The sequence below is a fragment of the Halomonas sp. YLGW01 genome (assembly GCF_014840935.1).
Classification (GTDB): Bacteria; Pseudomonadota; Gammaproteobacteria; order Pseudomonadales; family Halomonadaceae; genus Onishia.
The window spans coordinates 1,699,716-1,713,321 of the sequence record NZ_CP062005.1 but is presented as its reverse complement, the minus strand read 5'-3'; the positions used below and the strand labels follow the sequence as shown (position 1 = coordinate 1,713,321).

Sequence of the window (13,606 nt, the reverse complement as noted above, 5' to 3'; positions counted from 1 at the left end):
TGCAATAAATAGGGGTAAAACCAAAACACCTTTGCGAAAATCGTAATAGTCTGGTGGTCACGAGCGAATGGAGAGAGCATGCAGAGTCGTACCGAGGATCTTCGCCTGCTGGTGGCGGTGGTCGACAGTGGGGGCTTCAGTGCGGCGGCACGGCTGGCGGAGGTACCGGTCGCCAAGGTATCGCGCGCCGTGCAGCGTCTGGAGCAACAGCTCGACACACCCTTGCTCAATCGCACCACGCGTAGCGTGACACTGACCAGCGAAGGGCGTGCCTTCGTCGAGCGGGTGCGGGAGGGGCTGGCGGTGCTGGCACATGCGGAGGAGCAGACCCGCTTGAGCCGTGAGCGGCCCAGCGGCCGACTGCGCGTGGATGCGGCCACGCCCTTCGTGCTGCACCAGCTGGTGCCCCTGATCGGGGACTTCCGAGAGAAATATCCGGGCATCGAGCTCGAGCTGTCGGCCTCGGACGATATCATCAACCTGCTCGAGCAACGCACCGATGTGGCGATTCGCATCGGCAGCCTCGAGGATTCCACTCTGCACGCCCGGCGACTGGGGCGTTCACCCTTGCACCTGGTGGCGAGTCCCCAATACCTGGAGCGTCACGGCATGCCGGCCAGCCCGGCGGCCCTGAGCGATCACCAGTTGCTGGGATTTCTCAACGCGGACAGCCTGAACGTCTGGCCGGTGGAAGGCCTGGATAGCCATGGGCCGAACATTGCGCCACAGCTCAGCACCTCGAGCGGTGAGGTGATGCGCCAGCTGTGCCTGGCGGGGCAGGGCATCGCCTGCATGTCACGCTTCATGATCCAGGACGACCTGACCCGGGGGCGCCTGGTCAGTCTGCTAGCGGATCGGGTGATCAGCCCCAACCGACGCGAGGAGGTGCAGGCGGTGTATTACCGCAACACGGCGCTGTCGTCACGGATCGGCGCCTTTCTGGACTTCATTGCCCCCAGAATCCGCCTCTGAGACGGGTCGGAGGCTGAAAAGCGCACTCGGCAAGCGCTGATCCTCAGGCTATTTCGCAGCGCGTGTGTTGCGGAAGGAGCAGCTGGGCCGAGCGGTCGTGCTGGCCGGGCAGGCAGGCCTGGATCAAGGCCAGGCCGCCCAGGGTAACGCGGTGCTCGTCCCCGCCGGCGAAAGCGAGGCGCTTCGAGCAGGCCGGGTAGAACCGGTAGTTGAGCAGCGCCGAGATCGGGAAGACGCCGTGGTGGCGGTCACCACTGCCGTCCAGGCCGGTCTGTTCGAGTTGCGCATCCAGGCGGGTGAGATCACTGCCCAGGCGCTCGCAGTCGAAGCCGGCGTGATGCAGCCGGGGCCCCATGACGGCCAGCCAGGCGGCTAGCGGATGTGCCCGCTGCAGCAGACAGAAGGTGTTCCAGTCCGGCATCGGCCAGGGGCGCCCCCGGGCCAGCAGATTCTGGCCTCGGGTATCCTCATGATGTGCCTGCGCGACGAGCGCCTGGAGTATCTCCCGGGGTTCACGCGTCAGGGTGCCGAGTTGAAGCTCGCCGAGTACCAGCCAGGGGCCATCATCGGGGGGGGCGAAGAGCGACACCAGCAGGCCGCGGTCGGCCATGGCATGATGCTCGATGGCCCGATAGCCGAACTGGTTCAGGGTGGGCGTAAGCTTGTCTGCGGCGAAGGGCCCGTGGTTCAGGGTCAGCAACGCCAGAAACTCGGGTTCGCTGCCGACCGGCCACAGGCGTAGCCCCCCGATTTCCGGGTGGAGATGAATGTAGTCCAGCCACAGCTGCTGGAGAAACTCCTGGCGTTGCATCAGACGCTATCTCCCTGACCTCGAGCCTGAGAATGTCTTGCTGAGTATAGGTCCAGTGCATCGGTAGGCTTTCAACGCGAGGGGGACGCAAACGATGCGCATCCCGAGTATCGGCGACGCGCCAGTAATAAGGCATGCCATACATGCAGAAGGCCGCCCCAGGGGGACGGCCTTCTGCCATTCGACTCAGGGCGTTTCGCTTACTGTGCCGCGCCTTCCGGGATCAGGGCGTTGTCGCTCACGTACTGGTTGAACTCGGTGAAGCCGCCGACGTGGGTCTGGTCAACGAAGATCTGCGGTACGGTTTCGACCGGCTTGCCGATGGTCTTTTCCATGTCGGCCTTGCTGATGCCTTCTTCATGGATATCGACATAGCGGTAGCCGCTGATCGCACCAGTGTCGCTGAGCTTGTCGGCGAGCTCCTTGGCTCGAACGCAGAACGGGCAACCGGGACGACCGAAGATAACAACAAACATATGACACTCCTTGAATTAATGCGGTGAATGGCAAGTGCGATGAAAAGATGGCGCCATTGTTCCCTAATGCCCGAGCGGATGCCAATAGAGACTGGCTACGCCAGCCATTACAGGGTGCTATGGCGAGAGAGATGATGACCGGGGGCATCAGCATCCAGGCTCAGCCGGTCTCGTGGCGATCTTCATCGGCCCGTATCAGCAGCTTCGCGAGGTCGGCATGTATATCCGGGGTGCTCACCAGCAGGTTTTCGCCGTAGAGATCCTCAGGAATGCCCGACGGGCAGTCGTAGAGGTGGCCGGTACGAGCGCCTGCCTCGCGGGCGATCAGCACGCCGGCGGCAAAATCCCATGGCGAGACACTCTCGTAGTAGGCGTCCAGCCGGCCGCAGGCCACGTTGCACAGGTCCAGGGCGGCAGCGCCGTTACGGCGCACATCCTGACAGTGTTCGAGTACGGTCGCCAGCCGGCGGATCAGCGGTGGGCGGCTGTCCCGGCGGTAGGGAAACCCTGTCGCCACCAGGCTGTCGGCGAGCCGCGAGGCACGACTGACCCGAATACGCTCGCCGTTGCACCAGGCGCCTTCACCGCGCACCGCGGTATAGGTCTCGTCGAGGAAGGGCGCATGGACGACACCGAGTTCTGCCTGGCCATCCCTGAGCCAGGCGATCGAGACCGCCACGTGGGGCAGGCCATGGGCGAAGTTGACTGTGCCGTCGATGGGGTCGACCACCCACAGGACTCCGCTCTGTTCGATGGCATCACGATCCGGTGACAGTTCCTCGGTGAGGCGGGCCTCACCGGGGAAGTGCTCCTCCAGGGCGTGCGCGATCAGGGTGTCGACCGCGACATCGGTATCGGTGACCAGTTCGTTCCCGGCCTTGTAGCGGCGGGAGAAATCCTGTGACTGTCGGGCGTCGAGGATGGCCTGGCCGGCCCGTTTGGCGATGTCGACGGCGATCTCTAGGCGTTGGGCTGTCTGCATAGCGGCTCCGCGGCGGTGAGAGGAATCCTGTGTGGACAAGCCCGCATTCTAGCAGGCCGATGGCTCGGCCGCTGCCGCTCGCCTTCGTATACTGCTCAAGTGCTTCGAACCTCCCGACTGGACCCGTCATGCAAGCCCTAACCCCCGATGACTATGCCCGCCTTCAACGACTGCGTGAGCGTTATCACGCGGCTCATGCCCACGCCTTCAAGGTATCGGCAGGCGGCAACCCACGCCTGAGTGTCGACATGCTGTGCTTCCAGCCGCTGGGGGCGGCTCTGTGTGGCGCCTTGATCACGCCTCTTACCCTGTCGCTGGCGCTGGTGCCGCCTGGCGATGCAACGGCACAGGCGGCAGGGGCGCAGTGCACGGTCGCCCTGCCAGGCGGCCGATATCCCTTCATCGCCGAGTGGATCGATGACGACAGCTGGCTCTGGCGTTGCGAATTGCTCGACGACTTGAGCGACCTGTCGTCTCTCGAGGAGGCCAACCGGCTGGCGCAGCGTCTGATGGAGCAGGTCATGGCCGCCCAGGCGGATGAGTGAGAGGCATAGCGTCAGGCTTGGCGGGTCTCCTGCCTGGGCATGAGGTGCCTGGCTTTCTCCTATCTCTCCACCTTTGGTCTGAACTTTTGCGCATGTTGCAGCGCCGCACTGGTGCTCGGCGCCGGCCCCATCGTATCCTGCGGGTAGTCTCCGCTCGGCGGAGTGGCAACTTTCTTTCACTGGGAGCTAGCGATGAGTACGACGTCACAGGCGACATCGCCACGGGTTGCATTGGTCACCGGCACCACCAGCGGTATCGGTGCCGCTGTGGTCGAGGAGTTCTGTCGGCAGGGCCACCAGGTGCTGGCGGTCGACTTCAATCCAGAGGGCCAGGCGGTAGCCGAGGCGGCGGGCGCGGTCTTCTTCCAGGCTGACCTGACCGATGCACAGGCGTGTCGTGCGGCGGTCGACGAGGCTCGGCGGCGCTTCGGGCGCCTGGATATCCTGGTCAATAATGCCGGTATCCAGCATGTGGCCAGCATCGAGGAGTTTCCGGAGGCCAAGTGGCGCCAGATCATCGACCTGATGCTGACCGCGCCCTTCCTGCTGACCCAGGCGGCATGGCCGTCGATGCGCGAGGGTGGCTGGGGCCGCATCATCAATATCGCCTCGGTACATGCCCAGGTGGCCTCGCCGGGCAAGTCTGCCTATATCAGCGCCAAGCACGGCATGATCGGCCTGACCAAGACGGCTGCGCTCGAGGGCGGTAGCCAGGGCATCACCGCCAATGCAATCTGTCCCGCCTACGTGAAGACGCCGCTGGTCGACAATCAGATTGCCGATCAGGCCAAGCTGCACGGCATGGACGAGCAGCAGGTCATCGAGCAGATCATGCTCAAGAACGCGGCGGTCAAGCGGCTGATAGAGCCGGGAGAGGTCGCCTCGCTGGTGGCCTATCTCGCCTCCGATGTGGCGGGTGCCGTCACCGGGGCGAGCTGGAACATCGACCTGGGCTGGACGGCGCAGTAGGAACGACTAAGCCGCTCAACGAGAGACGAGCGGCGTCTGTGCGACGTCATGAGTCAGTAAGAAGGGAAGAGGAGCACGCCACTGGTGCTCCTGCTTCCCTTTTTTATTGCCCATCGTCCCCGGCTCAGCGACGTACCGGGCGCTTCTGCAGCTTGCGCTGCAGGGTGCGACGGTGCATGCCCAGGGCACGTGCGGTCGCCGAGATATTGCCGTCGTGCTCCTGCAAGACCTTCTGGATGTGCTCCCAGGTGACGCGATTGATCGACGGCGGGTTGTCGGCGACTTCGGTGTCCGGGTTACCGTCCTGCTGCTCCAGGGCCGCCAGGATCTCGTCGGCGTCGGCGGGTTTACAGAGGTAGTTGGCCGCGCCGAGCTTGATCGCCTCGACGGCCGTGGCAATGCTCGAATATCCGGTCAGTACCACCACGCGACAGGCGGGGGCGATGGCAAGCAAGTCGGGCAACAGCTTCAGGCCGGAACTGTGCTCGAGCTTGAGATCCAGGGTGGCAATCTGCGGGGGCGCCTGTCGCGCATGCGAAAGTGCCTGATCGGCATCGTGAGCGACCATGACCTCGAAGCCGCGGCGAGTCATCGCGCGCTGCATGACATGGCAGAACATCTCGTCATCATCGATGATCAGCAGGCGTTGTGGCGTCTCAGACATGGTGTCCTCGTGTCGTGCCTTGCGGCGTGATCGGAATGATAGGGGTATTGGAGAGGCAGGGCGTATGGGGACGTATCACCCCTGACCGGTATCCCGGCGAGGCAGCTTGACCTCCGTCAGGGTGCCGCCTTCCTCGTGATTGTACAGGCTGACATTGCCGCCGAAGCGATTGATGGTGGCGTGAGTCAGGACTAGGCCGATCCCCATGCCCTTGGACTTGGTCGACACGAAGGTCTCCCCCAGCTGGTCGGCGATCGACAGGCTGACCCCGGGGCCGTGATCGCGAATGTCGATCACGACCTCATGAGGATCCCAGTGCAGGTTGATCAGGATGTTGTCCGGGTTGGCATCGGCGGCGTTGTTGAGCAGGTTCATCAATGCCTGTTCGAGCGTCGCGTCTACCGCGAGTTCCGGGGTGCCGCGGCGCTCGGCGATCTCCAGGCGATGGCTGACGTCCGGGCGAACCACCAGCCAGCGCTGGATCACGCTGGAGAGCCACTCCTCGGCTCTGCGGTTTTCCGGCTCGCCCAGCCGTCGCCGATCGGCATTCGCCACCAGTTGCTGGAGATGGGTCTTGCAGGTGTCGACCTGTGCACGCAGCAGGTCGATGTCCTCGACGAGCTGAGGATTGTCGCTTGAGTCCTGGCGCATTTCCTTGAGCAGTACCGCCATGGTGGACAGCGGGGAGCCCAGTTCGTGAGCGGTGCCGGCGGCCTGGGTGGCCACGGCCAGCACCTGTTCGTTGCGCAGCGCGGCCTCTCGGGTCCGCGACAGGGTCTTCTCACGGCGCCTGAGCGCATGGGCCATCTTGAAGATGAAGAAGGTTACCAGTCCCGCCGAGAGGCCGAAGTTGATCCACATGCCCAGGACATGAAGGCTGATGGCGCTGCCGATGACCCCGTCGCTTAGCTGCGGCACCGGATCGAAGAACAGCATCAGGAAGGTGTAGCCGGCCATGGCGCCACTGGCGATGATCCATGCATACAGCCAGGGCAGGGTGGCGGCGGCGATGGTCACGGGCACCAGATAATAGCTGATGAAGGGGTTGGTGGAGCCGCCGGTAAAGTAGAACAGTAGGGTGAGCCCGCTGACGTCGACCATCAGGTGCAGCAGGTATTCGGTATCGGTGACGGCGCGGGGACGCCCCAGGCGCCACCAGGTCGCCACATTCATCAACCCCATGGCCACGATCACGCTGATGATCGGTAGAACCCGCAGCTGGAAATCCAGGATTTCGATGCCGAAGATGATGGCGCCGAGGAACCCGGTCCAGGTGATGCCGCGCACGATGGTCAGGCGTACCAGGTTACGGTTGGGGGTCGACAAGGGTAGCGGCAGGGCGGCTTGCATGATGGCTCCGTTTCGGGAATGTCCGCATGATACCGCAAACCCGAACGGCTGCATCAGATCGGGGCGAGTTGACCTGGGGGTGACTGACCTCGTGGTCGATATCCGCGGTGCAGGACGGCTGGCGCGCGTTAGCGGGCTGGCGGGGCGGGCCCAATTGGGCCAACTCGTCGGGAGTGGTAAGATGGGCGCCATCTTCTGGCCTTGTGGCCAGCCACCTGTAGCAGTGACGGATTACATGAGCGAGCTTGAGACTCAAGTCGATCTGCGACGCACCTTCGCGATCATCTCCCACCCCGATGCGGGCAAGACCACCATCACCGAGAAGATGCTGCTGTTCGGAAACGCCATCCAGATGGCGGGCTCCGTGAAGAGCAAGCGCAACGACCGGCATGCCACCTCCGACTGGATGAAGATGGAGCAGGAGCGCGGCATCTCGGTGACCACCTCGGTGATGCAGTTCCCCTACAACGGACGCATCGTCAACCTGCTCGATACCCCGGGCCACGAGGACTTCTCCGAGGATACCTACCGCACCCTGACCGCGGTGGACTCGGCGCTGATGGTGATCGACGGCGCCAAGGGCGTCGAGGATCGCACCATCAAGCTGATGGACGTCTGTCGTCTGCGGACCACACCGATCCTGACCTTCATCAACAAGATGGATCGGGACATCCGTGATCCCATCGAGGTGATGGATGAGGTCGAGACGGTGCTCAATATCCAGTGTGCGCCGATGACCTGGCCGATCGGCATGGGGCGGCATTTCCGTGGGGTCTATCACCTCTACAACGACGTCATCCACCTCTATAAGCAGGGACAGGGCAATCGGATTCCCGAGGACGTGCGCATCGAGGGGCTCGACAGTCCCGAGGTCGACGAGGTGCTGGGCGAGTCCCAGGCCGAGGAACTGCGCATGGAAGTCGAACTGGTGCGCGGCGCCTCTCATGAGTTCGATCTCGAGGCCTACCGTCGTGGTGAGCTGACACCGGTGTACTTCGGGACCGCCATGGGCAACTTCGGCGTGCGCGAGATGCTGGATGGCTTCGTCGAATACGCACCGACGCCGGAGCCCCGCGAGACCAATACCCGTGAGGTGGACGCCAAGGACGAGCGCTTCACCGGCTTCGTGTTCAAGATCCAGGCCAACATGGATCCCAAGCACCGCGACCGGGTCGCCTTCCTACGGGTCTGCTCCGGCAAGTACGACCGCAACATGAAGATGCGCCACGTGCGTATCGGCAAGGACGTCAAGGTGCCCGACGCCCTGACCTTCATGGCGTCGGATCGTGCCCATGTGGAAGAGGCCTGGCCCGGCGATATCATCGGCCTGCACAACCACGGCACGATCCAGATCGGTGACACCTTCACGGTCGGCGAGGACATGCGCTTCACCGGCATTCCGCACTTCGCCCCGGAGCTGTTCAAGCGCGTGCGGCTCAAGGATCCGCTGAAGATGAAGGCGTTGCAGAAGGGACTTCAGCAGCTGTCTGAGGAGGGCGCGACCCAGGTCTTCATGCCCTTCGATAACAACGACCTGATTCTCGGCGCCGTCGGCTCGCTGCAGTTCGACGTGGTCGCCCATCGTCTCAAGGAGGAGTACAAGGTCGATTGTCTCTACGAGGGCGTCAATGTGCAGACGGCCCGCTGGATCTACTGCGACGATCCCAAGATGCTCGACGAGTTCAAGCGCAAGGCAAGCACCAACCTGGCCTATGATGGCGGCGGGTGCCTGACCTATATCGCACCGACCCGCGTCAATCTGCAGATGACCCAGGAGCGCTGGCCAGACGTACGTTTCAGCGCGACGCGCGAGCACTGAGCCGAGCGTCAGTATGCTCATCGATGCCCACTGCCACTTGGACTTTCCCGCATTCGACGCAGATCGCGAGGCGATGTTCGAGCGGGCTCGGGCAGCGGGCGTCGGTCACTTCGTTGTCCCGGGTACGACTCGCGCCCGCTGGCCAGGGGTGCTGGCGCTCGGCAGTCGAACGGATACCAGCGTGTGTCTGGGACTGCATCCCTACTTTCTCGATGCGCACCGTCTCAAGGGGGCGGATAACGACGTGGCCGCGCTGGAGGCGGCGCTGGAGGCGCACTCCGAAGTGGTGGCGGTGGGCGAGTGCGGCATCGATGCCCGCTTCGAGGATTCGCTGGATGCCCAGTGGGCGCTGTTCGAGGCGCAGCTGCGCCTGGCCAAGGCGCGTGAACTTCCGGTGGTGATTCACTGCGTACGGGCCAATGATCAGGTGGCGAAGCGCCTCAAGGAGATCGGGCTGCCCGCGGGGGGATTGATTCATGCCTTTGCCGGAAGCCTGCAGCAGGCGCAGCGCTTCCTGGCTCTCGGCTTCCTGGTCGGGCTCGGCGGCGTGCTGACCCATCCGCGGGCGCAGCGCCTGCGACGCTGCGTGGCTGCCCTGCCAGGCGATGGCTTCGTGCTGGAAACCGATAGCCCCGACATGCCGCCCGCAGGCTTCAAGGGCCAGCGCAATGAGCCGTCACGGCTGGCGCTGATCGCCGATCAGGTCGCCAGCCTGCGTCATGAATCTCGCGCCACGGTGGCAAACACCAGCACCGCCAATGCGGCCCGCCTGTTTCGGCTAGATGTCTAGCCTCGGTTGGCCGCTTGGAGGCTCTCCGCTCCCTTGCTGAATTTCCCTTCAGGAGAGCTGGACTCGGTTCAGCGGTTAACCCTTGTGGGTGGCCAGGACCTCCGGATCCAGGCGCTCGAGGGGGTAGGGCAGTCGCTGGCGCTGACAGCGTACGTCGTTAACCGTGAGGGGCTCCGCCACCTCCTTGGTGGTCATCACCGCCAGCAGTTCAATCTGGTCATAGGCGTCGCGTTCGGCGGCGAAGACCTCGCCCTGGCGCTTGCCATCGGCGTCCAGCAGCTCGCTGCCGACCTCGGGGAGGCCGTTGCCCTCCAGAGTCAGGCGCACCAGCCGTTTCTTCACCTGCCCACGGAAATGCGCCCGTGCTACCACTTCCTGGCCGGTATAGCAGCCCTTCTTGAAGCTGATGCCTCCCAGGGCCTCCCAGTTGATCATCTGTGGCAGGTAGCTGTCTTGCTGGCTGGCGCCCAGCCAGCCGAGGCCGGCCTGGATATCCTGCAGGCACCAGACGGCGTTGCCGACCGGGGTGGCCTGCGCCTTGAGCACTCGCCAGGCGTCTTCGAGGGCAGTGACGGGCAGCAGGGCGATGAGCCGGGGGCGGGGACCTGGATGGCGCACCACCACCCGCTCGTCCTGCTGGCACTGGTGCCAAGTCGCCGGCGGCGTGATGTCGAACCGGGCTTCCAGCAGGGCCGGGGCATTCTGGCCGATCAGCCCAATAGGCGCCAGGTCCTCACGAACACGCATCTCTGCCTTGTAGAAGACGGCGAACTTGTCCAGGTGTGCCTTGAGCGGCTCGAGCAACGAGCGCGCCATCAGCAGCCAGTAGCGGTCAGGCCCTGCCCGCAGCAACTGGGCGTTGGCCAGCATGCGTCCCTTGGTGCCGCAGAAGCAGGTCAGGGGGGCGAAATCGCCATCGGCGAGGGACATCTGGGCACTGGTCTGTCCCTGCAGGAAGCGTTCGGCATCTTCGCCTGCCACCTCGAGAATACCCAGATGTACCAGTGGGGTGACCACGGTAGTATCCAGTGCCTGGCGAGCGGGGGTGGGGGTGTCAAAGCTGACACGCGCCTCGCCCTCGGCAACGGCGCCAAGCTGCGCACTCCAGTCGGTCATTCGAATCTCCCTGTTGGACGCGGCATCCGGAGGATGCGTCGCCATGATCTGTGTGTGGGGAATGGGGGCAGTTGTCACGGTTTCAAGGCTGGCCGGGGGGGCAAGCGGCCGTGCTAAACTCCTCGCTAAATCACGCACTGTTCAGGGGAATATCCATGGCGACCATCTCGCTGACCTTCAAAGGGGTCGAAAGCACCGAACTGGTCAATCGCATCACCACTACTTTGATGATGCTAGATGGCGTCGAGAGCGTCGAAGTGGGGCGCCATGGCGCCGAGGTCGAAGGTCGTGTGCGTCGCGACGCCCTGATAAAAGCCGTCCAGAAACTCAACGTCAAGGTGCATTGATATGACGATCACCGTGATCAGTCAACGTGACGGGCGACTGCGGCAAAAAGTCGAGCTGGAAGGGTTCGAGGATCTCTATGTCGATGCCCCCCGCGTGGCCGGCGGCGACGAGAGCGCACCGGATCCCCATGACTATTTCGATCTTTCCCTGGCTGCTTGTAAGGCGATCACGGCACAGATGTATGCCTATCGCAAGGGCTGGCCGCTCGAGGGCGTCACGGTGTGGGTGGTGCGTGATGAACGGGATGAACGCCATGGTGTCTATCGCCTGGACGTCAGCCTGCGCTTCGAGGGCATCGAGGATGCCACTCAGCTGGCCAGGCTCACGGAAATCTCCGATCGGTGTCCGATCCATCGCCTGATGACGTCCTCGACGGTAGAAATCACGACTCGGCAGGCGTCAGACGACGAGGAATGATGTTTATACCGTTAACTCTTCGGGCAAGTCAGCATACATCCATCGCCGGGAAATGACATGAGCAAAGCCTTCCGTCTTCAGTCCAAATTCAAGCCCGCGGGGGATCAGCCGGCGGCCATCGATGGCTTGATCAAGGGCCTGGACGCTGGCTTGGCCCATCAGACCCTGTTGGGGGTGACCGGCTCGGGCAAGACCTTCACCGTGGCCAACGTGGTCGAGCGAGTGCAGCGACCGACCATCGTCATGGCGCCCAACAAGACCCTGGCCGCGCAGCTCTACGGGGAGTTCAAGGCCTTCTTTCCCGACAATGCCGTCGAGTATTTCGTCTCCTACTACGACTACTATCAGCCCGAGGCCTACGTGCCGTCCTCCGACACCTTCATCGAGAAGGATGCCTCGGTAAACGATCACATCGAGCAGATGCGCCTGTCGGCCACCAAGGCGCTGCTCGAGCGGCGTGATGCCCTGATCGTGGTGTCGGTCTCCGCCATCTACGGCCTCGGCGATCCGGATCAGTACCTGAAGATGCGCCTGCACTTCACCCGTGGCGAATTGATCGATCAGCGCAAGTTCCTGCGCCGCCTGGCGGAGCTGCAGTACACGCGGAATGATATGGACTTCCGCCGTGGTACCTATCGGGTGCGCGGCGATGTCATCGACATCTTTCCCGCCGATGCCGAGGACGAAGCGGTGCGGGTCGAGCTGTTCGATGACGAGATCGATGGCATCAGCCTGTTCGATCCGCTGACCGGCGAGATTCGCGGCAAGGTGCCGCGCATGACGATCTATCCGAAGAGTCACTATGTCACGCCACGCGACACCATTCTCGAGGCCGCCGACCGGATCAAGGGCGAGATGACCGAACGTCTCGATTTTCTGCGCAAGCACGATAAGCTGGTCGAGGCGCAGCGTCTCGAGCAGCGGACGCTTTATGACATCGAGATGATGCACGAGCTTGGCTACTGCAACGGGATCGAGAACTACTCCCGCTATCTCTCGGGACGCGCCCCGGGCGAGCCGCCGCCCACCTTCTTCGATTATCTCCCGGCCGATGCGCTGCTGGTGATCGATGAGTCCCATGTCAGCGTGCCCCAGGTCGGAGGCATGTACAAAGGGGACCGTTCGCGCAAGGAGACCCTGGTCGAGTACGGCTTCCGCCTGCCGTCCGCACTGGACAACCGTCCCATGAAGTTCGAGGAGTGGGAGCGTATTGCCCCCCAGGCAATATTCGTCTCGGCGACCCCAGGGCCCTATGAGGCCGAGCATGCCGGCCAGGTGGTCGAGCAGGTGGTACGTCCCACCGGTCTGGTGGACCCGGAGATCGAGGTGCGTCCGGCGTCGACCCAGGTCGATGACCTGCTTTCCGAAATCAAGCTGCGCACCGCTGTGGGCGAGCGTGTGCTGGTGACCACCCTGACCAAGCGGATGGCCGAGGATCTGACGGAATACCTCGACGAGCACGATGTTCGGGTCCGCTACCTGCATTCGGATATCGATACCGTGGAGCGCGTCGAGATCATCCGCGACCTGCGGCTAGGCAAGTTCGATGTGCTGGTGGGGATCAACCTGCTGCGTGAGGGCCTGGATATTCCCGAGGTCTCCCTGGTGTCGATCCTCGACGCCGACAAGGAAGGGTTCCTGCGTAATGAACGCTCCCTGATCCAGACCATCGGCAGGGCCGCGCGTAATGCTCACGGCAAGGCGATCCTCTATGGCGACCGGGTGACCGATTCGATGCGCAAGGCCATGGAGGAGACCGAGCGGCGCCGCGAGAAGCAGCTGGCCTTCAACGAGGCGCATGGTATCTCGCCGGTGACCATCACCAAGTCGGTCGAGGACATCATGGAGGGCGCCCAAGCACCGGGCAGCAAGCGCAGCCGCAAGCGAGGGGAGCGCAAGGTTGCCGAGCCGGGGGGCGAGTACAGCGTCGAGCAGTTGGCAACCCTTGGCCCCGATGAGGTGCGCCGGGAAGTCTCGAAACTGGAGGATGCCATGCACGAAGCGGCCCAGAACCTCGAGTTCGAAGAAGCGGCTCGCCTCCGGGACCGACTGCATACCCTCAAGGAACGGCAATTGGCGCTAGGGTAATGAAGCTGAAGCTCTTGGGCGTTGTCGCGAGGCCGACTGCGGCCGAGATGCCGTCTGACCTGTTGTTACTGGGGGTCTAATAGAGCGCCATGTGATGACACTCTATCTTATACCGTTATCTTTCGTTGCTTCATGATCAAATTGCCAAACGAAGAGAGCGATAATTCAGCACCGGCTGGCGATACGGTATAATGCGCGCACTTCGTTCGCCGTGACCTGACCACGGTGAGCCTGACGACAACGCCAGGGAGTTGCTTTC

14 protein-coding genes are annotated in these 13,606 nt (G+C 63.3%); 8 read left to right on the top strand and 6 right to left on the bottom strand.

Annotated elements, in window-relative coordinates:
• Window positions 1-78 precede the first annotated feature (78 nt).
• Entirely contained in the window at window positions 79-972 is an 894-nt protein-coding gene (locus IEJ03_RS07940; protein ID WP_192037099.1) for a LysR family transcriptional regulator, read from the top strand.
• A gap of 43 nt (window positions 973-1,015) precedes the next feature.
• On the opposite strand, the gene IEJ03_RS07935 is transcribed toward IEJ03_RS07940, so the two are convergent.
• The 3 genes from IEJ03_RS07935 to IEJ03_RS07925 form a co-directional block, all read right to left on the bottom strand.
• On the bottom strand, window positions 1,016-1,783 hold the full coding sequence (locus tag IEJ03_RS07935) for a DUF1338 domain-containing protein (RefSeq protein ID WP_192037098.1): 768 nt from the start codon (window positions 1,781-1,783) through the stop codon (window positions 1,016-1,018).
• A gap of 200 nt (window positions 1,784-1,983) precedes the next feature.
• Entirely contained in the window at window positions 1,984-2,259 is a 276-nt protein-coding gene (locus tag IEJ03_RS07930; protein WP_192037097.1) for a GrxA family glutaredoxin, read from the bottom strand.
• A 160-nt stretch (window positions 2,260-2,419) separates the two neighbouring features.
• Window positions 2,420-3,241 carry an inositol monophosphatase family protein gene (locus tag IEJ03_RS07925; protein WP_192037096.1) on the bottom strand — a complete coding sequence of 274 codons (822 nt, stop codon included), beginning with the start codon at window positions 3,239-3,241 and terminating at the stop codon, window positions 2,420-2,422.
• A gap of 128 nt (window positions 3,242-3,369) precedes the next feature.
• Here IEJ03_RS07925 and hybE point away from each other — a divergent pair, with 128 nt between their 5' ends.
• Window positions 3,370-3,786, top strand: coding sequence for a [NiFe]-hydrogenase assembly chaperone HybE (gene hybE / locus IEJ03_RS07920; RefSeq protein ID WP_192037095.1), 417 nt, complete (start codon window positions 3,370-3,372; stop codon window positions 3,784-3,786).
• A gap of 192 nt (window positions 3,787-3,978) precedes the next feature.
• Complete coding sequence (locus IEJ03_RS07915) at window positions 3,979-4,755, top strand: 3-hydroxybutyrate dehydrogenase (protein ID WP_192037094.1); 777 nt, start codon at window positions 3,979-3,981, stop codon at window positions 4,753-4,755.
• Window positions 4,756-4,879: 124 nt separating this feature from the next.
• On the opposite strand, the gene IEJ03_RS07910 is transcribed toward IEJ03_RS07915, so the two are convergent.
• Window positions 4,880-5,419 (bottom strand): response regulator transcription factor, encoded by a 540-nt coding sequence (locus tag IEJ03_RS07910; protein WP_192037093.1) that lies wholly within the window; start codon window positions 5,417-5,419, stop codon window positions 4,880-4,882.
• A gap of 75 nt (window positions 5,420-5,494) precedes the next feature.
• Window positions 5,495-6,769 (bottom strand): ATP-binding protein, encoded by a 1,275-nt coding sequence (locus IEJ03_RS07905; RefSeq protein WP_192037092.1) that lies wholly within the window; start codon window positions 6,767-6,769, stop codon window positions 5,495-5,497.
• 235 nt (window positions 6,770-7,004) lie between these two features.
• Between IEJ03_RS07905 and IEJ03_RS07900 the strand changes: the two genes are divergently transcribed.
• Window positions 7,005-8,588 (top strand): peptide chain release factor 3, encoded by a 1,584-nt coding sequence (locus IEJ03_RS07900; RefSeq protein WP_192037091.1) that lies wholly within the window; start codon window positions 7,005-7,007, stop codon window positions 8,586-8,588.
• 13 nt (window positions 8,589-8,601) lie between these two features.
• On the top strand, window positions 8,602-9,378 hold the full coding sequence (locus IEJ03_RS07895; protein WP_192037090.1) for a TatD family hydrolase: 777 nt from the start codon (window positions 8,602-8,604) through the stop codon (window positions 9,376-9,378).
• Window positions 9,379-9,453: 75 nt separating this feature from the next.
• On the opposite strand, the gene IEJ03_RS07890 is transcribed toward IEJ03_RS07895, so the two are convergent.
• A complete protein-coding gene (locus IEJ03_RS07890; RefSeq protein ID WP_192037089.1) occupies window positions 9,454-10,494 on the bottom strand; it encodes a folate-binding protein YgfZ in 1,041 nt (346 codons plus the stop codon).
• Window positions 10,495-10,649: 155 nt separating this feature from the next.
• Here IEJ03_RS07890 and IEJ03_RS07885 point away from each other — a divergent pair, with 155 nt between their 5' ends.
• Genes IEJ03_RS07885 through uvrB form a run of 3 tightly spaced genes read left to right on the top strand, consistent with a single transcriptional unit; the run spans window position 10,650 to window position 13,347 of the window.
• Window positions 10,650-10,841 carry a hypothetical protein gene (locus IEJ03_RS07885; protein ID WP_192037088.1) on the top strand — a complete coding sequence of 64 codons (192 nt, stop codon included), beginning with the start codon at window positions 10,650-10,652 and terminating at the stop codon, window positions 10,839-10,841.
• On the top strand, window positions 10,837-11,259 hold the full coding sequence (locus tag IEJ03_RS07880; RefSeq protein ID WP_192037242.1) for an OsmC family protein: 423 nt from the start codon (window positions 10,837-10,839) through the stop codon (window positions 11,257-11,259). The genes IEJ03_RS07885 and IEJ03_RS07880 overlap by 5 nt, the downstream gene beginning before the upstream one ends.
• Window positions 11,260-11,316: 57 nt before the next feature.
• Complete coding sequence (gene uvrB, locus IEJ03_RS07875) at window positions 11,317-13,347, top strand: excinuclease ABC subunit UvrB (protein WP_192037087.1); 2,031 nt, start codon at window positions 11,317-11,319, stop codon at window positions 13,345-13,347.
• The last annotated feature ends 259 nt before the right edge of the window (window positions 13,348-13,606 follow it).

What these genes read in the sequence shown, in the direction of transcription:
- IEJ03_RS07940 (WP_192037099.1), top strand. Translation starts at nt 79, where the DNA reads ATGCAGAGTCGTACCGAGGATCTTCGCCTGCTGGTGGCGGTGGTCGAC.
- IEJ03_RS07935 (WP_192037098.1), bottom strand. Translation starts at nt 1,783, where the DNA reads ATGCAACGCCAGGAGTTTCTCCAGCAGCTGTGGCTGGACTACATTCAT.
- IEJ03_RS07930 (WP_192037097.1), bottom strand. Translation starts at nt 2,259, where the DNA reads ATGTTTGTTGTTATCTTCGGTCGTCCCGGTTGCCCGTTCTGCGTTCGA.
- IEJ03_RS07925 (WP_192037096.1), bottom strand. Translation starts at nt 3,241, where the DNA reads ATGCAGACAGCCCAACGCCTAGAGATCGCCGTCGACATCGCCAAACGG.
- hybE (WP_192037095.1), top strand. Translation starts at nt 3,370, where the DNA reads ATGCAAGCCCTAACCCCCGATGACTATGCCCGCCTTCAACGACTGCGT.
- IEJ03_RS07915 (WP_192037094.1), top strand. Translation starts at nt 3,979, where the DNA reads ATGAGTACGACGTCACAGGCGACATCGCCACGGGTTGCATTGGTCACC.
- IEJ03_RS07910 (WP_192037093.1), bottom strand. Translation starts at nt 5,419, where the DNA reads ATGTCTGAGACGCCACAACGCCTGCTGATCATCGATGATGACGAGATG.
- IEJ03_RS07905 (WP_192037092.1), bottom strand. Translation starts at nt 6,769, where the DNA reads ATGCAAGCCGCCCTGCCGCTACCCTTGTCGACCCCCAACCGTAACCTG.
- IEJ03_RS07900 (WP_192037091.1), top strand. Translation starts at nt 7,005, where the DNA reads ATGAGCGAGCTTGAGACTCAAGTCGATCTGCGACGCACCTTCGCGATC.
- IEJ03_RS07895 (WP_192037090.1), top strand. Translation starts at nt 8,602, where the DNA reads ATGCTCATCGATGCCCACTGCCACTTGGACTTTCCCGCATTCGACGCA.
- IEJ03_RS07890 (WP_192037089.1), bottom strand. Translation starts at nt 10,494, where the DNA reads ATGACCGACTGGAGTGCGCAGCTTGGCGCCGTTGCCGAGGGCGAGGCG.
- IEJ03_RS07885 (WP_192037088.1), top strand. Translation starts at nt 10,650, where the DNA reads ATGGCGACCATCTCGCTGACCTTCAAAGGGGTCGAAAGCACCGAACTG.
- uvrB (WP_192037087.1), top strand. Translation starts at nt 11,317, where the DNA reads ATGAGCAAAGCCTTCCGTCTTCAGTCCAAATTCAAGCCCGCGGGGGAT.